Source organism: Alteromonas gilva (assembly GCF_028595265.1).
Classification (GTDB): domain Bacteria; phylum Pseudomonadota; class Gammaproteobacteria; order Enterobacterales; family Alteromonadaceae; genus Alteromonas; species Alteromonas gilva.
This window is the reverse complement of sequence record NZ_JAQQXP010000001.1, coordinates 2,457,334-2,477,501: the sequence shown is the minus strand read 5'-3', so window position 1 is coordinate 2,477,501 and position 20,168 is coordinate 2,457,334. Positions and strand designations below refer to the sequence as shown.

At 48.1% G+C, this 20,168-nt stretch carries 18 protein-coding genes and 1 pseudogene; 11 read left to right on the top strand and 8 right to left on the bottom strand.

Features of this window, described 5'->3' with window-relative positions:
* The first annotated feature begins 6 nt into the window (after window positions 1-6).
* The 4 genes from OIK42_RS10865 (at window position 7) to OIK42_RS10850 (ending at window position 3,010) form a co-directional block, all read left to right on the top strand.
* A complete protein-coding gene (locus tag OIK42_RS10865) occupies window positions 7-789 on the top strand; it encodes a TatD family hydrolase (protein ID WP_273640459.1) in 783 nt (260 codons plus the stop codon).
* Window positions 789-1,352 (top strand): pyridoxamine 5'-phosphate oxidase family protein, encoded by a 564-nt coding sequence (locus tag OIK42_RS10860; protein WP_273640456.1) that lies wholly within the window; start codon window positions 789-791, stop codon window positions 1,350-1,352. The genes OIK42_RS10865 and OIK42_RS10860 overlap by 1 nt, the downstream gene beginning before the upstream one ends.
* Before the next feature lie 16 nt (window positions 1,353-1,368).
* Complete coding sequence (locus tag OIK42_RS10855) at window positions 1,369-1,893, top strand: O-acetyl-ADP-ribose deacetylase (protein WP_273640454.1); 525 nt, start codon at window positions 1,369-1,371, stop codon at window positions 1,891-1,893.
* A gap of 124 nt (window positions 1,894-2,017) precedes the next feature.
* Window positions 2,018-3,010 (top strand): substrate-binding domain-containing protein, encoded by a 993-nt coding sequence (locus tag OIK42_RS10850; protein WP_273640452.1) that lies wholly within the window; start codon window positions 2,018-2,020, stop codon window positions 3,008-3,010.
* 33 nt (window positions 3,011-3,043) lie between these two features.
* Here the strand turns inward: OIK42_RS10850 and OIK42_RS10845 are convergent, their stop codons facing one another.
* Window positions 3,044-3,589, bottom strand: coding sequence for a gluconokinase (locus tag OIK42_RS10845; RefSeq protein WP_273640450.1), 546 nt, complete (start codon window positions 3,587-3,589; stop codon window positions 3,044-3,046).
* A 111-nt stretch (window positions 3,590-3,700) separates the two neighbouring features.
* Here OIK42_RS10845 and OIK42_RS10840 point away from each other — a divergent pair, with 111 nt between their 5' ends.
* Complete coding sequence (locus OIK42_RS10840) at window positions 3,701-5,080, top strand: GntP family permease (RefSeq protein WP_273640448.1); 1,380 nt, start codon at window positions 3,701-3,703, stop codon at window positions 5,078-5,080.
* 24 nt (window positions 5,081-5,104) lie between these two features.
* On the opposite strand, the gene OIK42_RS10835 is transcribed toward OIK42_RS10840, so the two are convergent.
* Complete coding sequence (locus OIK42_RS10835; protein ID WP_273640446.1) at window positions 5,105-6,202, bottom strand: ROK family transcriptional regulator; 1,098 nt, start codon at window positions 6,200-6,202, stop codon at window positions 5,105-5,107.
* 631 nt (window positions 6,203-6,833) lie between these two features.
* Here OIK42_RS10835 and OIK42_RS10830 point away from each other — a divergent pair.
* The 5 genes from OIK42_RS10830 to OIK42_RS10810 all read left to right on the top strand — a co-directional run bounded on the left by OIK42_RS10830 (window position 6,834) and on the right by OIK42_RS10810 (window position 14,910).
* Window positions 6,834-9,896: a TonB-dependent receptor gene (locus tag OIK42_RS10830; protein ID WP_273640445.1), complete on the top strand. Its 3,063-nt coding sequence runs from the start codon at window positions 6,834-6,836 to the stop codon at window positions 9,894-9,896.
* Between the two features lie 143 nt (window positions 9,897-10,039).
* Entirely contained in the window at window positions 10,040-10,765 is a 726-nt protein-coding gene (locus tag OIK42_RS10825; protein WP_273640444.1) for a SapC family protein, read from the top strand.
* Window positions 10,766-10,777: 12 nt separating this feature from the next.
* Entirely contained in the window at window positions 10,778-11,812 is a 1,035-nt protein-coding gene (locus tag OIK42_RS10820; protein ID WP_273640443.1) for a cupin-like domain-containing protein, read from the top strand.
* Between the two features lie 12 nt (window positions 11,813-11,824).
* Entirely contained in the window at window positions 11,825-13,312 is a 1,488-nt protein-coding gene (locus tag OIK42_RS10815; protein WP_273640437.1) for a tryptophan halogenase family protein, read from the top strand.
* A gap of 23 nt (window positions 13,313-13,335) precedes the next feature.
* Window positions 13,336-14,910: a tryptophan halogenase family protein gene (locus OIK42_RS10810; protein ID WP_273640435.1), complete on the top strand. Its 1,575-nt coding sequence runs from the start codon at window positions 13,336-13,338 to the stop codon at window positions 14,908-14,910.
* Here OIK42_RS10810 and OIK42_RS10805 read toward each other — a convergent pair.
* The 3 genes and pseudogenes from OIK42_RS10805 to zntR all read right to left on the bottom strand — a co-directional run bounded on the left by OIK42_RS10805 (window position 14,894) and on the right by zntR (window position 16,793).
* A pseudogene (locus OIK42_RS10805) lies at window positions 14,894-15,037 on the bottom strand (YqaE/Pmp3 family membrane protein). The gene OIK42_RS10810 and the pseudogene OIK42_RS10805 overlap by 17 nt on opposite strands.
* Window positions 15,038-15,123: 86 nt before the next feature.
* Window positions 15,124-16,374, bottom strand: a complete 1,251-nt coding sequence (locus OIK42_RS10800; protein WP_273640434.1) for an SO_0444 family Cu/Zn efflux transporter — start codon at window positions 16,372-16,374, stop codon at window positions 15,124-15,126.
* Window positions 16,371-16,793: a Zn(2+)-responsive transcriptional regulator gene (gene zntR / locus OIK42_RS10795; RefSeq protein ID WP_273640432.1), complete on the bottom strand. Its 423-nt coding sequence runs from the start codon at window positions 16,791-16,793 to the stop codon at window positions 16,371-16,373. Before zntR ends, OIK42_RS10800 begins: the two co-directional genes overlap by 4 nt.
* A 171-nt stretch (window positions 16,794-16,964) precedes the next feature.
* Between zntR and OIK42_RS10790 the strand changes: the two genes are divergently transcribed.
* On the top strand, window positions 16,965-17,951 hold the full coding sequence (locus OIK42_RS10790) for a glycoside hydrolase family protein (RefSeq protein ID WP_273640431.1): 987 nt from the start codon (window positions 16,965-16,967) through the stop codon (window positions 17,949-17,951).
* 36 nt (window positions 17,952-17,987) lie between these two features.
* Here OIK42_RS10790 and OIK42_RS10785 read toward each other — a convergent pair whose 3' ends face one another.
* From OIK42_RS10785 to OIK42_RS10775, 3 genes are all read right to left on the bottom strand, one after another.
* A complete protein-coding gene (locus tag OIK42_RS10785; protein WP_273640430.1) occupies window positions 17,988-18,467 on the bottom strand; it encodes a YchJ family protein in 480 nt (159 codons plus the stop codon).
* A gap of 51 nt (window positions 18,468-18,518) precedes the next feature.
* Window positions 18,519-18,881, bottom strand: coding sequence for a hypothetical protein (locus OIK42_RS10780; protein WP_273640428.1), 363 nt, complete (start codon window positions 18,879-18,881; stop codon window positions 18,519-18,521).
* Between the two features lie 273 nt (window positions 18,882-19,154).
* Complete coding sequence (locus tag OIK42_RS10775; protein WP_273641502.1) at window positions 19,155-20,144, bottom strand: helix-turn-helix domain-containing protein; 990 nt, start codon at window positions 20,142-20,144, stop codon at window positions 19,155-19,157.
* Window positions 20,145-20,168 lie beyond the last annotated feature (24 nt).

Here is a 20,168-nt window from a genome sequence, read left to right as displayed (position 1 = left end):
TCGTTTTTGTTTGTAGATTCTCATTGCCACCTCGATCGCCTCAAACAAAACAGTGAGGAACTGGCGCAAACGCTGACCTTTGCACGTCAGCGTGGTGTAGAGCACTTTTTGTGTGTGTCGGTGTCGGTTAACGATTATCCTGAAATGGTCAACACGGTTGCCGGGTTCAGTGATGTGTCGGTTTCCTGTGGTGTGCACCCACTGCATCAGGAAGATGCCTGTGACTTCGAGACACTGCTTAGTGCTGCGAGCAGCGATAAAGTAGTCGCCATTGGTGAAACCGGGCTGGATTATTATTACAGTGAAGATACCAAAGACGTACAGGTACAGTCTTTCATAGATCATATTAAGGTTGCTAACGAGACAGGCAAACCGCTGATTATCCATACCCGCGATGCACGTCAGGACACGCTTGATTTACTTAAACAATATAAAGCGCCAGAAACCATTGGGGTGTTACATTGTTTTACTGAAGACTTACCTATGGCTCAAGCGGCCATGGAGATGGGCTTTTATATTTCTATTTCCGGCATTGTGACGTTTAAATCGGCCACTGAATTACAACAAGTCGCCAAAGCGATCCCACTGGACAGACTCCTGATAGAGACGGATTCGCCGTGGCTGGCACCTGTTCCACACCGGGGAAAACAGAACCAACCGGGTTATGTAGTGGAAGTGGGCGAGTTTATTGCCAAACTGCGCGGTATTAGTGTTAATGAGCTGGCCGAAGCAACCACGGCTAATTTTTATCGTTTATTTTCGGGTATCAAGGCAAACGGTAAAGGTTGATGTCTGATTGGCATAGTTTACTCGACAGTAGCCTCAGGAAAACCCGTGACGAACCGCAAAGTCGCTATTTTCAGCTGGCAACGGTAGATGCAAAGGGCAGGGCGCAAAATCGCACGGTGGTGTGCCGCACGTTTGCGCCACAGCAGGATACCATCTGGTTTATCAGCGATATCCGCAGCGCCAAGTTTGCGGAATTGACTGTGCAGCCCAATGCCGCCGTATGCTGGTACTTTACTACAACGCGCGAGCAATACCGTCTTAACGTAACAGCGACGATACATACACCTGAAACAGGCAACGCGCTGTGCGCAGAATACTGGCAGTCTTTATCGCGTGCAGGTCGCCAGCAGTTTTTATGGGGACAACCCGCCGCGCCCCGCACTCATCCCGAGCAACCTTTGCAGGTTGATGAAAGCGATCCTGATGCTATGCCGGCACATTTCTGCGTCGTTGCTTTGCAGGTCACAGAGGTGGATTATTTAAACTTAAAAGGTAACCCGCAGCAGCGCCAGCGCTTTGTCAGGCAGGGCTCCCGGTGGCTTTGCAAAGATTTAATCCCCTGAAATCCGGGAGCTGAGAATGTCCATGCAATTGGTGTTAGGTGATATTACCCAAGCGAGCGTCGATGCAATCGTCAACGCTGCCAATCCCACGTTACTCGGAGGCGGCGGCGTAGACGGCGCTATTCATCGGGCCGCTGGCGCTGAGCTGCTTGCAGCTTGTAAAGCATTACCTCAACAAGACGGTGTGCGTTGTCCTGCCGGTGAGGCGCGGATTACACCGGCAGGCCGCTTATCAGCGCAATACATTATTCACACTGTGGGACCAGTCTATGAGAGTGATAGCAATCCACCGCAAACACTGCGCAGCGCTTATCAAAACAGCTGCGAACTGGCTATTCAATATCATTGCAAATCGGTGGCGTTTCCGGCCATCTCCTGTGGCGTCTATGGGTTTCCGCATAACGCAGCCGCGCGCATTGCGCTGCAAAGTTGCCGCCCTTTTTTACACAGCCTCCGGGTAAGCTTCTATTTATTTGATCAGCCGCTGTACGACTGTTTCGTTAAGCAATGGCAACAGTTGCAGCACTCTGATCAGCAGTAGCAATTGCTATTCTCCGGTTCAGGGAAGGTAACCAAAGCACAGAGAAAAACAAACGTGTAAATGTGTTCTATTTCGTTGATGTTACGTGTAACATCGAAGGCGATTGATTAACTAATGGGCTCCTATGACGCAACGTGTTTCTCTGCAGAATATTGCTGATCAACTGGGTATTACGAAAATGACCGTTTCCCGTTATTTTCGTTCACCTGAAAAAGTTGCGCCAGCAACACGTGAAAAAATAGCCCAGGCCGTTAAGCGTTCCGGATACATCCATAACCGCGCACCCGCATTGATGTCAAAAGCACTGAGCCGCACGATTGGCGTGGTTATCCCGTCGTTATCGAACCAGGTTTTTGCGGCGTTGGTAGAGGGCATTGAAACCATCTCTAATGCTGAGGGGTTCGATATCTTGCTGGCTCATACGGGTTATGATCAGCAGGTAGAAGAGCGTAAAATAGAAATGTTGATGTCATATCAAATCGACGGTCTTATTTTAAGCGAGACAGAACATAGCCAAAGAACCCGGACAATGCTGAAACAGTCAGGCCTGCCTGTCGTTGAATGTATGGAGCTGCCTGAGTCACCCATTGACATGGCGGTAGGCTTAGATCATAAAGCGGCGTCATTTGCTGCGGTAAATAAAATGATTAGTTGTGGCAAGCGCAGTATTGTTTATCTGGCCGCACGCCTTGACCGCCGCACATTGTTACGCCAGCAAGGCTATGAGCAGGCCATGTGGGAAGCAGGGTATACACCGCAAACTATCGCAACACCTTTTCAGTCGAGTTTTACGCAGGGAATGAATTTACTCAAGCAGGCTCTGGATACTTACAGTGCCGTGGACGGCATCTTTTGTACCAACGACGATTTGGCGGTAGGCGCCATGCAGCACTGCAACAATGTTGGCATTCGGGTACCACAGGATTTAGCCATCGTCGGCTATAACAGCCTCGATGTTGGTCAAACCATGCAACCAACGCTAACCAGTGTCATTACTCCACGGCAGGCCATTGGTATTAAAAGTGCCCATCTGGTTATTGATGCTATCAAGGGCAAAAGAGGGCCTGGCCGCATTGTTGATTTAGGCTTTTCGCTAAATGATGGGCAAAGTTTATAGTCAGCTTAACACCGGACAATGCAATGCGATGAGCTATAACTCTGCCGGATTATCATGCCTTAGGTGATGAATGATTCTGGCCACCAAAGTGTCTTTGCTCAATGTAATATCCGCGGCAATAACATCTGTCTCACTGCTATCAGGTACTTCCAGGGTGGCAAACTGGCTTTTGAGCATGTCAGCTTTCATAAAATGGCCCTGGCGATCTTCAAGACGCTGTTTAATCAGTTCATAGGTACCGTGCAGATACACAAACCTAAGCGCCGGCAGGCCAGATCTTAACATATCCCGATAGGTTTTTTTTAATGCTGAGCAAACAATAACCAGGCGGTGATTATTATTTTGTGCAGTTAATGCGCATTGGTTAATTGCCTGCAACCAGGGAAGGCGATCACTATCGGTAAGTGCTTCTCCACGTGCCATTTTGGCAATGTTTTGTGGCGGATGGAGATCGTCACCATCTACAAAGTCAGCCGACATCTCATTAGCCAGCAATGCGCCAATGGTACTTTTTCCACAACCACTGACGCCCATAACGACAATACATTGTGCCTGACTCGCTGATACAAATTTTGCCATTGGGATCACTTGCGTTATTGTTAAAAAAATGTTCTTCTTTATGTTATGCGTAACATTCTAGCCGTAGAACGGCTTGGTGTGAAGAAACAATTCAGACAAGTTTGAGAATTAATGGATACCGCAATCAACGAAACAAACAATCTGCTCTTGCTCGCCACTGGTTTTGGAATGATTATCGTACTGATGCTGCTAATCATTGTGGCCAGAGTACATGCGCTCATTGCACTTATTCTTGTTAGTCTGCTTACGGCGCTACTGACCGGGATTAATCCGGCAAATGTTTTGTCGGTAATGATGAGTGGTTTTGGCAGTACCCTGGCAGCGGTTGCCTTATTGGTAGGCCTTGGAGGGATGATCGGTAAAATACTCGAAACCAGCGGCGGTGCCGATGTGTTGGCTGAACGAATGATTAATTTGTTTGGCTTGCAGCGGGCCCCACTGGCCTTGGGTATAACCTCGCTGTTGTTTGGTTTTCCAATTTTTTTTGACGCCGGTTTAATCGTTATGATGCCTATATTATTGAGTGTTGCCCGGCGCTTACAGCAGTCTACGTTGGTCACGGTGTTGCCGGCAGCCGGTGCTTTTGCGGTTATGCATGCGTTTGTGCCGCCTCACCCAGGTCCGGTGGCTGCGGCTGACTTACTCGGCGCGAACATCGGGTTATTACTGCTAGTGGGTACCGTAATTGCCGTGCCGACCTGGTTTCTTGGTAGTTATCTTTATGGTCTGTATGCGGGTAAGCGTTTTGATGTACCTTTGCCACAGTGGTTTATTCAGAGTGAGGCAAGTCAGTCAACTTCGGTACATCGCCCCTCATTTCGCAGGGTGTTGGGGATCCTGCTGTTACCTTTTGGTTTGATCTGTTTCGATACGGTAATCAATACGTTGCAGGTTGCCGGTATTGTGACGGCTGACTCGGCGCTGCTGGACAGCTTTCGTTTAATTGGTAAAACGCCGGTAGCCTTGCTGTTTACCTTACTTTTTGCCTTTTATTTGTTACGTCATCAGTTTAGCCGGAAACAATATGAAGTGATGTGTAACGACGCTCTGGGCCCGCTCTGTGCAGTGATATTAGTGACCGGTGCGGGCGGTATGTTTGGAGGCGTTCTGCGGGCGGCAGGTATTGGTGATGCTTTTGCACAACTGCTGGTTGATACAGGTTTGCCGGTGATTGTTGCTGCCTTTGTGATGTCGGTTTGCCTCAGAGTCGCGCAGGGTTCAGCGACTGTGGCGTTAACCACCACGGCAGCCCTTATGGCGCCGGTCGTATCTCAGTTAACGGGTTTATCAGCGGTGGATCTGTGCTGCATTGTAATCGCCATTGCCGGTGGCGCTACGGTGTTGTCACACGTTAATGATTCGGGATTTTGGTTGGTGTCCGGATTACTGGAAATAGATGAGAAAACCACGCTTAAAACCTGGACCGTGATGGAAACGCTGTTGGGAAGCATCGCGTTTGTGTTAGCGTTGTGTGTAAGCTGGTTGTTTTAGCGCTGCAGTAAGGTGCTCAATGACCTACTCCTCTGACGCCGGTGCGGGCACCCCGAAAGACAGTAACGCCAGTTCATAGGCACCGGCTTCAACACCATTTAAAGGCGCGTAATTCGGGGCATTACTGGGTACAACGTTGACGCTGTTAAATAACAGCGGTGTTATCTCTTTTACGATGGCCGGAATAAACTGATCGAATTTAGTCATCGGCCCGCCCAAGACGAACATTTCAGGATTGAGTGTCGCGGCAATTGTAGCCAACGTTTGACATATTTGTTTAATCGCAGGGTGGTTTGTGAGTTCTTCATTGTTTTCCAGCGCTTTCTGGAGCTTATGATTGGTCACAAAATCCTGTAAGTTCTCTGTAGGGTTAACCATGATGTGCCCAATTTCACCGGAGATGCCTGCCACTCCGCGGATCACATAGTTGTCCATATATACGCCAGCACCGATACCTTCGCCAAAGTAAATAAACACAAAATTCGCCACACCCCTGGCGATACCAATGGTTTTTTCTGCCAGCGCAGCCCAGTTAACATCGTTATCGATGATCACCGGGCAGCCAAAGGTTTCGCTGAGCACTTGTTTAAAATTGATGCCGTGGATAACGGTAAATTTGGAGTAGGGCAGTGCATGAATGTCACCGGTTTGAGAATTAACCGGCACGGCGACTGAGACGCCAATAGCCAGTAGCGGCGGGCTCTGGTCCTGAGTGGCCAGACGAATAAAGCGAATCACAGCTTCGCTGAGGTCGTCCTGCTGCCAGGCGGGATCAATAGAAAAGCAATGTTCCCGAATAACTTTTAGTGACAAATCAGTAAGACGTAGCTGTATTTGCTTAACCCCAATGGCAATCGCCATGGTTAACCCTTTGTGTGCGTTAATTTCGTAAATCACACCGGCTCGGCCTTGCTTTTTGGGCTTGGCACGACACGTTTCGACGACCAAACCACTACTTTCAAGGCGCTGCGCTGATTCTGAAATGGTAGGCCTGGAGATACCGGTTTTCTTGGCGATATCAGCGCGCGTCATGGGCCCATAGGTTTTAAGACAGTGGAAAAATTGTCGGTCTGTCATTAATGCTAATGGCGCTGCTCGCTGTGTGAAGATATTATTATTCATTTTTTTATTATTCACTCTATAAATCAACGCTTTGATTAATATACCTGCTTTCTGACAAGTAAAAAGCCTTTTTGCCAGCCCGCTCAATAAGCAGCGCCAAACGACGCCTAATTGAGCAGATCCCTGGCCATTGTTCAATAATACATTTCATTAACAAAGTTATGTTATTTACTAACAACCAAATGATTAAACTGCCAGTCAATAACTGATTTTACGTAAGGGTCCCTTACATTTTATTTTAATTCGACCGTAATCTGCCAGCCTAAATTGCTAATAATGGTTGTTTAATCACCATTTTTTGCCTGTTAATACTTTAGGTAAGTATATATTGTAGCAAAATTTGGTAATTAATTAACATTTAGTTAGGTTGCTTTACAAAATGCTTGCATTGTTATCAAAATGTAACTATACATATACCTGTTACAACTGGTTAACGTAATTGTTGCAGATGTAACGTATTCAATGCGGATGAGAGAACTGTATTGGATTTAGCACAGCGCACGATGCATTAGCAGCGGTCAGGACAATCTTGCTGCTCTGAAGATACCAACCGGTTGGGTGAATAGGTTGAATATCGTTAGCTTGCACAGCGCAAATAATTAAAAGTGTTAATCTCATTGGAAACCAAATTATGTTTTATAAAAGCAAGTTAGCTACGGCTGTATCCGGGGCACTATATGTGATGGTCGCTACAGGCGTTCAGGCACAACAAGCGGAAACAGTAGAAAAGATAGAAGTGCGCGGCGTTCGGGGCAGTCTGTCCCAATCTATGAACGTCAAGCGTCAGTCTTCGGGGGTTGTAGATGCCATCTCTGCTGAAGACATGGGTAAATTCCCTGACACCAACCTGGCAGAATCATTACAACGTATTACGGGTGTGTCGATAAACCGTGTAAATGGCGAAGGTTCCGAGGTGACCGTGCGTGGTTTTGGCGGTAACTTTAACCTGATTACGTTAAATGGCCGTCAAATGCCGGCTGCAAACGTAGCCTCAATTACCGGTAACCCGTTAGATCAGGGCGCATCGGGAACCACGCGTTCTTTCGATTTCTCAAACCTGGCTTCTGAAGGTGTAAGTGGCATAGAAGTGTATAAAACAGGTCGCGCTGCGGTACCGTCTGGTGGTATTGGTGCGACCATTAACATCAATACACTCAAACCGCTGGCACAAGGCGATAACCGCGGTTCGATGGGTGTCAAAGCGGTTAAAGATGAAAGTGGTGATGGCGTTACCCCAGAGGTAAGTGGTGTAGCGAACTGGGTAAACGAAGAATCGAATTTTGGTGTCTCGTTATTTGGTTCATTCCAGGAACGAGATTCCGGTAGCCGCCATATGAGCGTTGAAAACTACCAGTTGTACAACTGGGATTCGTCGTCACCGGGCACTTTTGGACTAGTGGATGGTGCCAATGTCACCAACGCGCCAAACGAAGGCCAGTTAGTGGCTATGCCGTCTAACTTAGGTCTCGGCGTTAACAGCGACAACCGTGAGCGTATTAACGGTATGCTGACGGTTCAGTACGCACCGTCTGATGATATGACAATTACTGCTGATGCCACCTATGCCAGCAATGAAATTCAATCGACTTCTGTGGTCGACGGGATTTGGTTTGCGCGTCAATTTACCGATATGGAGTTTGATGGTAACCCGGTAGTTGCCACACCTATTCGCTTTACCGAAGATATCGATGGCGGTAAGGACTTTTTCTTCCAGAACCTGGTCATGGGCGCTAAAGATGAGCTTAAATCCTTTGGGTTTAATGTTGACTGGTGGGCGTCGAACTCTCTTAACTTACGCTTTGACGCCTCACTGGCCGAAGCGAGCAGCGGTGGCGCTGGTCCCTACGGTAAAAACGTTGTGCGTTTTAACGTCGCAGGTGCGACCGCTGGCTGGCAAACCATGGACTTTTCACGGCCTATTCCGCAGGCCAGCATCGTTATTGATGACTCAATCAAAGGTAATAATAACGGCATTTTTGACGTCCCGGATGTGGGGCCTCAGGTTACCCGAGCCATTTCGTCTGATCAAACTTCAGATGTAAATCAATTCCGTTTTGATGGTACCTGGGATGAAGGCGCCAGTGTAAAAGTTGATTTTGGTGTGGGCTATATGAGCACCGAAATGAATCAGGTTCGCTACGAAACTGAAGCTCAGCTTGGTGGCTGGGGTGTTGCTGATGTAGGCAATATTCCGGAAGGTCTACTGGAAGTAGGCTGTACGGCCTGTCAGTTCGAAGACCATGATATGAGTGGTGTTGACGGTGCCGACGCCATCGCAGTGCCGGCTGGCGCTAACACTATTGCATTAGGAAGCGTATCCTTTGTTGGCAACGCCGTTGAATTACTCAAAGCGATTGCGCCGGCTTACGGTTTTACGCCCGGCGATCTGCCTGCGGTTGGCTCGGATAATAATACCGTTAAAGAAGATATTTTATCTTTATACGCGATGGCATCGATGGACGGTGAAATTGGCGGTTTCGAAGCTAACCTGGTAGTGGGTGCTCGTTATGAGAAAACCGATGTAGAATCAATTTCTCTGCAAGCCGTACCAGAAAAAATCATCTGGTTGTCAGATAACGACTTCCGTTTGCAACTGGGTAATGGTACTGAGGCGTTATCACAAGATCATTCTTATGAGAGTTTCTTGCCGAATATCGACTTGTCTCTTGACCTGACTGACGACTTAAAAGCTCGTGCGTCATACAGTATGACGTTGGCACGTCCTGCCTATAACCAAATGTATACCGCAACCACCGTTGGTGCGCCGGGGCGGCCTACTTACTTAGGTGGCGTGCCATCAGGTAACCGTGGTAATGCCCAGTTAGACCCGCTTGAATCCAACAACTTCGATTTATCACTGGAATATTACTATGGTGAGTCGAGTATGGTGTCGGTGGGTTATTATCGCAAAGACGTTGATAACTTCGTAGGTACACAGCAGGTTGCACAACCGCTATTCGGCTTGCTTGATGCCACTTCCGGTGCACCGGGTACCACTTCTGCTCAGGCTATTGCTGAACTTGAGGCCCGTGGGGTCGAAGTTACAGAGCGTAACTTCTTTACCATGACGGCACTTTTGGCAAACCCGAATGCATTCCCTGGCGGTGCTGATGAGTTTGAAGAAGGTCAGGCCTTTGCTGATGCCGTATTTGCCAATAATAACGTAGAACCGGTAGCGGGCGATCCAGCCTTACAGTTCGAAGTAACGCAGCCTGTGAATAACCAAAGTGCGCGGATTTCAGGTTACGAGTTAGCCTGGCAGCACTTCTTTGGTGAGAGTGGTTTTGGATATCAGGCTAACTTTACCATCGTAGACGGTGATATTGGTTATGATGTGGGGGCAGATCCATCTTTAGATCAGTTCGCTCTTGAAGGCTTATCAGATACCGCTAACATCGTATTGATTTACGAAAAAGACGGTCTGTCTGCCCGGGTGGCCTACAACTGGCGTGATGCGTTCCTCAGTGAAGTAAACCGTGGTGTATCATCAGTACGAAACCCACTGTTTATCGACGAGTATGAACAAGTAGACGTCAATGTAAGCTATGATTTCAGCGAAGACCTAACGCTGAGTCTGGATATCATTAACCTCACCGAAGAAGGTCAGCGTCAGTATGGCCGTAGCTATAACAATACGTTCTTTGTCCAGGAGCTGGACAGACGTTACGTGCTGAACGCACGTTACACGTTCTAGTTACTCTGCTTTACCAGACCGGTGCACTCATCGGTCTGGTTTTTCTTGCTACTGATGGGCAGGCAACCTAGTATTTGCCACTAATAGCCGCTGACGGTAGGATGCATTAAGACAACACTTCTTAGCTTTATGCGAATTTTTATATGTCAAACATAACGGTACTAAACAATGTCGATCATGCCGATTTAAAAGTGCAGATCAACACCGCAGATAATGCCAGTATTCATGTAAACCGCAGTCAGGTTTACGCCTCTGAAATTTCCGAACTACATAAAGAATTTCCGCTGCTTATTTTTCGTGATGAGACTAGTGAGCAATTACAGCTCCATGCTATTTTGGGGCTGGTGAAAAACGAAAACCTGTTTTTGTCAGAGCAGGGGTGGACTACGCGTTATACTCCGGCATTACTCGCCAGGGGCCCTTTCAGTATAGGCTATAAAAAGTCAGATACCGGCGAGGCGGATGCGCCGATGATTTGCGTAGATACCGATGATCCAAGGGTAAATACCCTGTACGGTGAAGCCGTGTTTTTACCGATGGGGGGAGAATCTCCCTATCTGCAATATATTAAAAAGGCACTGCAAACCATTGAGAGCGGAGCGCAATATAATAAAACGCTGTTTGCGCTGATTAGTGAAATGGATTTGCTGGAGCCAGTATCGATTGAGATTAAACTGAGTAATGTAGAACAGGTAAGTCTGAGTCACTATTACTCCATTAACGAACAAAAGCTTAGCGCCCTGGATGCGGAGTCATTGCACAAACTTAATCAGTACGGGATGCTCGGTACTCTGTATTTTCTGCTGTCATCGATGGGCAATTTTCAGCGTTTAATTGAATTAAAGAACGCTCAATCAGCGTTATTATAATCTTTTCAGGAAATGAATAGCATGGTTGCCAACCGGGTATTGGTTTTAGATGGCATTACGCCGCATACGATTCCTTATGATGATCTGTTTGCGCTTAATAAACCGGTTATTTTAAAAGGCCTGGTAAAAGACTGGCCGTTGGTTCAAACAGCCCGACAATCAAGGCAGGCGGTTATGGATCAGCTCTGCGAGCAGGATACTGGTCATCCATTATTAGTTTACCGTGGAGCGCCACCGATCAATGCTCGTTTCGGTTACAACAAGAGTTGTACCGGATTTAATTACACCAGTGAAAAAGCGCGTCTTGCCGACGTGGTTCAAGAAATTGCGGCTAATATTGACCAGGCACAGCATGATTATTTGTATATTAACTCACTGCGTTTTGATCAGGGCTTACCCGGACTAAGTAAAGCCAATACCCTCGACTTTGATCATGATGAATTTATTAATAATCAGCCGGTGCCTAAAATTTGGATTGGCACAGAGTCGGTAGCGGCAGCACATTTTGATCAGCCTAAAAATATTGCATGCTGCGTGTTGGGCAAGCGACGCTTTACGTTGTTTGCACCGCAGCAGGTTGAAAATCTCTATCCAGGCCCGTTACATCCGACACCGGGCGGTCAGGTTGTGACCACAGCCAACCTCGCCAAGCCTGATTTTACACAGTATCCACGGCTTAAAACCGCGCTGGAAAACGCCTACATCGCCGACCTGGAACCTGGTGATGGTTTATACTACCCCAGCATGTGGTGGCATGAAGTAGAAGCCCTTGACCGCTTTAATATTATGGTTAACTTTTGGTGGATGACAGCCAAGCCCTATTTGGGCAATGCCATGGATGTATTAATGCACGGCATGCTGAGTTTGCGCGATAAACCCACACAAGAAAAAGCTGCCTGGCGTGCCTTGTTCGATTATTACGTGTTTGGGGATGCTAAGAACGTAACGGCTCATTTACCCCAGGAGTGCCATGGGCCGTTAGCCGAAATAAACGAATTATCTGCCCGGCGTTTACGGGCAATGTTGTTGAATAATATAAACCGTTAGGTAGGTTGTTGGATGGCGCAAAACAAAACCCGTGTAGTGATTGCCGGTGGCGGCACAGCCGGTTGGCTGACCGCGTTTAGCTTAGCCACAAGGCTCGGCAATGTACTGGATATTACGTTAGTGGAATCTGACCAGATTGGCACTGTCGGTGTTGGCGAAGCCACGATCCCCACCATGTGTAATTTTCATCGGCTAATGGGGATCGACGAACGCGAATTTATGGCGGCCACTCAAGCCACGTTTAAACTGGGCATTCAGTTCGACAACTGGGCTCACGATGGCGATAGCTACTTGCATTCATTTGGTGAAATAGGGCAGCGCTCGTGGATGGCTGAGTTCCACGAGTTCTGGCTCGAAGCCGTGGCCAACGGCCAGCAGGATAGCCTCGAAGATTATTGCCTTGAGTTAAAAGCCGCCAAACAGAATAAGTTTGCCACTAAGTTAGGCAACAAAGCGCTTAATTTTGCGTATCACCTTGATGCGACAGCATACGCCGCCTATTTGCGAGGCAAAGCAGAAGCGGGCGGAGTAAAGCGTATTGAGGGTAAGATTAAGGCCGTCGATATTGACGATAACTGCGGCAATATCTCGCGCCTCAGGCTCGACGCTGACGTGACCATCGACGGCGATGTATTTATTGACTGCACAGGTTTTCGCGCGTTGTTGATTGGCGAACAACTGGGCGTTGGCTATGAAGACTGGAGTCACTGGCTGGCAGCAGACCGTGCCATAGCAGTACAAACCGAAGCCACCGAGGCACCGCGTCCGTATACCATTGCCACAGCCCATAAAGCAGGCTGGCAATGGCGCATTCCGCTGCAGTCAAGAGTCGGAAACGGGATTGTTTACAGTAGTCAGTTTTTAAGCGATGACGAAGCCCTGGCAACATTAACCGCCAACCTCGAGGGTCAACCATTAACCGATCCTCGCTACCTTAAGTTTACGACCGGGCGGCGCAACAAAGCCTGGCATAAAAACTGTATCGCCATTGGTTTATCCAGTGGTTTTTTAGAACCGCTGGAGTCGACCAGTATCCATTTGGTCACCACCGCGCTGTTTCGTCTGATGAAGCTTTTTCCCTTTAGCGGGGAGCATGAGTTGCTGGCTGAACGTTATAACCGCGAAGCCGAAAAAGAGATGGAGACTATCCGCGACTTTATCATTTTGCACTATAACCTGACCGCGCGAAACGACAGCGATTTTTGGCATCACTACCGGACGATGTCTATCCCTGAGTCGCTCACTCACCGCATGGCGATATTTGCTGAAAATGGCTATGCCTGGCCTGATGACGTGGGGCTGTTCAGAGTGGACTCCTGGGTACAGGTAATGATGGGGCAGGGCTTGATGCCCAGGCAGCATCATGGTGCCGGACGACTGTTACCACCACAGGGATTAATGCAGCAAATGGCGACATTGAAAACATCGATTAATAATGCACTGTCACAACTGCCGGAACACGCCGATTTTATTAAACAATATTGTCCGGCGAAGGGATAAATACGCGAGCATGCAGCAACATTATGGACACGAATAAAACCAGAGTTGTCATTGTCGGCGGCGGTACGGCCGGATGGCTTACTGCTGGTATAATTGCAGCAAAAAACACCACAAGCGGTGAACACAGCCAGACTCATATCACGTTAGTTGAATCGCCGGCAGTGAAGAACCTTGGCGTTGGAGAGGGTACCTGGCCAACGATGCGCGATACATTGCGTCTTATTGGTATTTCCGAAAAACAATTTTTGACCTGCTGTGACGCCAGCTTTAAGCAGGCTTCAAAATTTGTCGGTTGGCAGCAGGGGAAAGATGAGCACTATTATCATCCCTTTACTGCCCCGGCTGGTTTTGGTGCAATAAGTTTAGCTGATGCCTGGCATCAGGCCGGTTGTCCTGGCGAATTTGAAAGTTGGGTTTGTAGTCAGGGCACAGTCTGCGAGAACTACCTCGCGCCCAAACTGCCGCAATTGCCGGAATACGCCTATAATTTTAATTACGGATATCATTTAAATGCAGCCAAGTTTGTTGCCCTGCTGCAGCAGCATTGCACAGAAAATCTGGGGGTGGTTTATAAGCAGGGGCACGTAGCGGCTATACATTCTCATAATAATGATGATATCCGAGCGATTCAACTGACTGACGGTGCAACCATTGACGGCGATTTGTTTGTTGATTGCAGCGGCTTTGCGGCGCTACTTATCGGTAAACATTTTGGTGTGCCATTTGTGTCCCAACGCCATGTTTTATTCAATGATACGGCGATCGCTGCGCAAGTTAACCATGCTTCACCAGATACGCCAGTCGGCTCCTCAACGGTTGCTACAGCGCATTCCTCAGGTTGGATTTGGGATATTACGCTGCAGCAACGCCGCGGTATAGGCCATGTATTTGCCAGCGACCTAACCAACCCGGATCAAGCCGAAGACGCTTTGCTGCGCTATATAAATGCGGATAAGACACTATCGGCAGCGCCTGTTGATACGCGGGTGATACGCTTCGACCCTGGTTACAGGGCCAAATTTTGGGTAAATAACTGTATCGCAATTGGCGTTTCTGCCGGATTTGTTGAGCCGCTTGAAGCCACTGCCCTGGTGCTCATCGAAACGTCAGCGCGGTGGTTGGCTGAGCAATTGCCGCGAACCCCTGAGGCCGGTCGTGTATTAGCCAGTCGATATAATTCAATGACGCTAGCCCGCTGGCAGGAGATCATTGATTTTATTAAATTACATTATGTCCTGAGTAGCCGGACAGACAGTGAGTATTGGCGGGCTCACACCGATGTTGCGTCCTGGACAAGCAGCCTAACGGACGCGCTCGCCCTGTGGCAAAGCCAGCCCCCCGGCGTATGGGAAACAAATATCAGGCAAGAGCTGTTTTCCTCAGCCAGTAAACAATATGTACTGTATGGGATGGGGGTTCGCTCTAAGGATTGGCGACCCGGTGGCCCGATATGCGCGCAACAACCATTGGTTGAGCGAACTCGTGCAGAATTTAAACGCACTGGTGCGCAGCTTTTGGCCAGGTTGCCGACCAACCGGGAATATCTGAGCCGTCTTAGCGCTGCAGCACTAAGAGGGGAGTTTAACGACGGGCAATAATCCACACTGCATGTACGATGCCCGGAATATAGCCCAATAGCGTCAGTAAAATGTTTAACCAAAAATGTAAGCCAATGCCGACCTAGAGGTAAACACCAAGCGGTGGCAGTAATATTGACGGCAAAATGCGTAAATATCCATAGTTTTATATTCATTCTTATAGAATCTGCTATAGATGTTGCACTCTGCCTGCCAGTTATGGATAAGCTGCTGCTAATGGCAGCAACTGTCTTGCCCTGGTTTCCCCAACCGCTGCTGTAAGTACTGCCAGCCATTCCTTAACATTAACGCCGCTAAAATCACGCTACACAGTGCATAGACTGCTGAAATTTCATGGTGATCATGAGCAGACTGGCCCAGCGCTACCCAGGATTGTAACGAGAAACGGCTGACTAATAAATTAAGGATATACCCAAGCAGGATACTGGCACTGATCACACTAAACAGATAGAGTGCGAGTGTTTTACGACCCATTTCTTTGGCAATCATGCCCATGGTGGAAATATTGGTGGCCGGGCCCGCTAACAGAAAAACCAGCACGGCGCCCGGCGATAAACCCACACTTAAAAAGCCAACCGCAATTGGGGTTGATGCCGTGGCACAAATATACATAGGAATGCCAATAACGGCCATCACCAGCATTGCCACTAAGCCATCGCCCCAGCGGGTAAGAAAGTCGGCCGGTAGCCAGGTTTGAATGGCGGCAGCCAGTGCCAGGCCAATTAATAACCATACTGTAATATCAATAAGGAGTTTCCCCGTAGCAAATTGCCAGACCTGTGAAACCCTGGTGGCAACGGAGAGGGTTGGCGCCACGCGTTGTTGCTTAGGCGCGGCGGATCCGCAGCAACTGTCAGACACCGGGGCGGTAGGGGTAGTTTTGCTGCCACAACAATCTGACGATGCAGTGGCGGTACTGGCGTTTTTGCTGTCGCAGCAATCTGACGGTGCGGTGGCGCTGGTATTAGCTGACTGCCCGGTTGCACAACAAGCCGATACGGGCGTGGCGGCGTCCGCGGCAGACCCGGTGTTTTGCTTGTTTATTGGCAGTTCAGGATCAAGCCATTTGACCATAAGTCCACTGTATATGGCGCTGATAACTGCACTGATTGGCCTGACAATGGCAAACAAGGGGCCGAGCAAGGCATAGGATACCGAAACAGAATCGACCCCCGTTTCTGGCGTGGAAACCAGAAAAGAAATCGTCGCAGGTTTAGAGGCGCCGCTGCGCCGCAGGCCAACCGCTGCGGGAATAACGCCACAGGAGCACAACGGTAAGGGCGCGCCAATCAATGCGGCTTTGCCTATGGCCGAAACACGGCTGCTGCCCATGTGTTTTTGCAGCAGCGTTAATGGCACCCATTCATGCATGATACCTGCTACCAATAGTCCCAGTAGCAACCAGGGCGCAGATTCAGTAAACAGTAAAAAAAAGTTTTCAGCCAGTAATGCCAGGTCGTTCATGGAGCCTCCGCCGATTCCAGAGATTGTAATATAGAACAATATTCAGCACTTTCAGCACCTCCACAACAGGCCGTATGCAGAGTTCTGAGTGAGGTGCGTATGCGTTCAAGTTCGTCGATTTTTTTATTCAGTTCGTGAATCTTTTTTTGCGTAAACTGTTTAACTTCTTCGCAGCTGTGCGCATCCGGATGTAAACGTAGTTCTAATAATTCACCAATTTCATCTAATGTGAAGCCAACATGTTTAGCACGTTTAATAAAACGCAGCCGCGACAAGTCTGCGTCCGAAAAAAGTCGGTAACCGGATGCGGACCGATGAATGGCCCGGATCAACCCTTTACGTTCATAAAAACGAATGGTGTCGTTGGAGAGCCCGGTCAGGCCAGCCAACTGGCCAATCTTAAAAGCTTTTGTATTCATGCCGGTAATAATAAACCCTAGAGTTAACTCCAGAGTCAAGCATAACAAAAAATAGCGCGAGAAAAAGTTAACAGTTTCACATGTAAACTTGCCGGTACCTATACAGCGATAGTGTTTTGAGAAGGCGAATTCTGGCGTTACTCTCTAGAATAGTCATTGTTGGGATTGCGAATGCATTATCTTGTTATTGTATGGTTACTCATTCTTTCTAGTTGCACCTCGCTGGTGACAGAGCAAGGTGTAGCGGCGCCCCAGCCACTCTATGTCGATCCTACCTTTGATGGCGCGGCGGATGCCAGCATCATTCGTGATGAAGCAAATCAACGCTGGTTGATGTTTTATACTAATCGTCGCGCTAACCTCGAGGGGTTAAACGGTGTTGCCTGGGTTCATGGTACGCCCATTGGCATCGCAGCTTCAGATAATGGTCGAGACTGGGCTTATCTTCAGGATGCCAGCTTCAGCATGCCCGTGGATGTACCCACTCTGTGGGCGCCTGAAGTGTTTATTCATAATGGTACTTTTCATATGTATTTAACGCTGGTGCCAGGCATCTTTAATGATTGGCAGCATCCCCGTGCGATAGGGCATTTTACCAGCGCTGATTTGCTCCACTGGGAATACCAGTCGACCCTGTCTCTCAACAGTGAAAAAGTCATTGATGCGGATGTTATTACCTTGCCCGATGGCGGCTTCAGATTGTTTTATAATGATGAGCCCGATGGCAAGTCGATATATTATGCTGACAGCGATAATTTGTATGACTGGGTGGACAAAGGAAAAGCGGCGCTTCCCAGCCGGGGCGAAGGACCGGTTGTATTTAACTGGCATGGTGAATACTGGATGATTGTAGATGCCTGGCGTGGACTGGCAGTCTACCGCTCACCTGATTTAATACACTGGCAACAGCAAAATGGCTATTTACTCGCAGAGCCGGGCGAGGGTAAAGATGACACTAAGATTGGTCAGCATCCGGATGTGGTGGTTAAAGATAACCGTGCTTACCTGTTTTATTTTACTCACCCCGGTCGCGTCGATGGTAAGCCCGTTTCCAGTAATCATGCCTTGCGCCGCAGTGTTATTCAGATCACTGAATTACAATTGCTGAATAACCAACTCATCACAGATCGCAACAAGCCTGTCTATATCGATTGGTAACCGGGAGCAATCAGCAGGCGCAAATTGCAGGGCTGCTTACTGCAATCGCATACAACACTGTTTATATTTTTTTTCGCTGCCGCACAGGCATTTATCGTTACGGCCGAGCTTTATAATGCCAGAATCATCATGAATAACACCCGTGGTATAGCGCCAGCCATCCTGTTGATACTCAAAGCGACTGGTTTCGTGTAATACATGAGCCTTGCCTTCAAATAAATAATAGGCTTTAAATTCAACCAGGTTATTTTGGCTATTGGTGGCGTAGTCTGACGTCGCCACTATCTCTAAGCGCTGCCACCGGGTGTTTTGCGCGCTTGCCTGTAAATCACTGGCAGACAGAGATTGGCGCTGTCTCTCGCCATAAGTGTGTAAAATATACTGCCAATTTTCTATACAGTATGCACTGTACCGGGAGCGCATCAGCGCCTGCGGAGAAGGGGCATTTTGTTGGCCGCTTATGTAAGGTTCACAGCAGCTCGAAAACCATAATCCGCTATCACAATAACAGTTCAAACGACTTCCTGATAATTATAAATTTGAGCAGTTTACTTGTCCTTAATGCAATTACCAAGGGCCCTGAACAATATTTCCTGCAATTTTGTCGTTGACTGAAACAGTCACTAAAGACACCGAATACTGCTCACATAACCGGTTAATCGATATACGCTCTTGCGGTGTTAAGCTGAGATCTTCCACATAAATTGAGCGGCATTGGCCACTGGTAATTAACCGTGTTATCCAGGTTGGTATTTTTTCCTGGTCGGGCTTTTGAATCCGAATAGCATGTTCGACGTTTTTTTGAAACGCGACCGAATCTGAAAGCAAGTATGACCAACCTTTAGTGGCGCTCCGTTGCTGCGTAACCCGCTGAGCAAACTGAATAATATTGGTGTTCTGTGTAGTTGGTATAGTAGTCCGTAAAGTCATGGCGTTTCCTATTTTCTTATACAGTGTATGTATATACAGTAATACTGTATAAATAAACATGCAAGAGTTATTTGCTACTTTTTTAAACAATGCCGAACCGCCCTGTACGTAAAGATGTAATACCGTTGTTTGGTTTGTGCTTTATTAGCGATAAGCCGGTCTTAAGCGATTACGAAGTGGCTGTGGCTACCAAGGTACAGTTTGCCTGTTTTAAGGCGGCTGAAGCTGCCGGGTTATGTTTTATTTATCTGTGGCCTGGTGAGCTTGCACCTGTCATAAGGCGCACCCTGGTTTTTGTATTACTGTGTTAGATTGCATCACTGTGTCGGGTAGCTTACGAAACGTTTGTCTGTAGTGGGTGGGTGAAACCGATAGATATTTTCTGAAATTGTGCCGCAAGGTAATGGCATTATCAAAGCCAGCGCGAAGGGCAATCTGCTCTATGCTCAGTGTGGTCGTTTCCAGCAGCTGCCTGGCCACATCCAGCTTACGTTCGCAGAGCCATTGATGTGCAGTAATATTAAATTGTTTGATAAAGTGCCGGTCGAAGGTGCGACGAGTCATATTAGCCTTTTGCGCCATTTGGTTAACCGTTAACTGCGGACTGAGTTGCGTGAGAGCCCAATCGATACACTTAGCCAGTGTGTTGTTGGGGCGGGCAAGGGGCTTCTGGATATATTGTGACTGGCCGCCATCCCTGTGAGCTGGCAATACCAGTCTCCGTGCTACGGCGTTGGCATACTCATATCCGAAGTCCTGGCGTATTATTTCTATGCCTAAATCTATCGCCGCCGCACTGCCGGCTGAGCAGCCAATCTGGCCATCGTAAACATACAGGCTGTCTTCACAGTAGGATACTGCTGGAAAGCGTTGTTTAAACTCGCTGGCATAACGCCAGTGGGTAATGGCCTCACGATTATCCAGAATGCCTAATGCGCCCAGTAAAAATGCGCCGGAGCAAAAGCTGATTATTCGCCCTCCACGCCGGTAATGAGCCAGCACCTCGTTGGCAATGTGTGTATCTACTTTGGTGATATGAACAGGAAAACTGGGAACAACCAGTAAATCAGTCGCTGGCAGGGTGTTAACAACCGGACACGTAAATGTCGTATCGCACAAGCCACTAAACTGGTCACCTTTAAGCGCTACGATTTTTGTGCGGTACCACTGGTTAAATTCGGGGCGTGGCAGCGCAAACAACTCGGTGGCGCAGGCGAGTTCAAACATCGATAGCTGCTCACAAACTAGGACGGTGACATTCATCATTTAACTTTGTCTAAACATTAT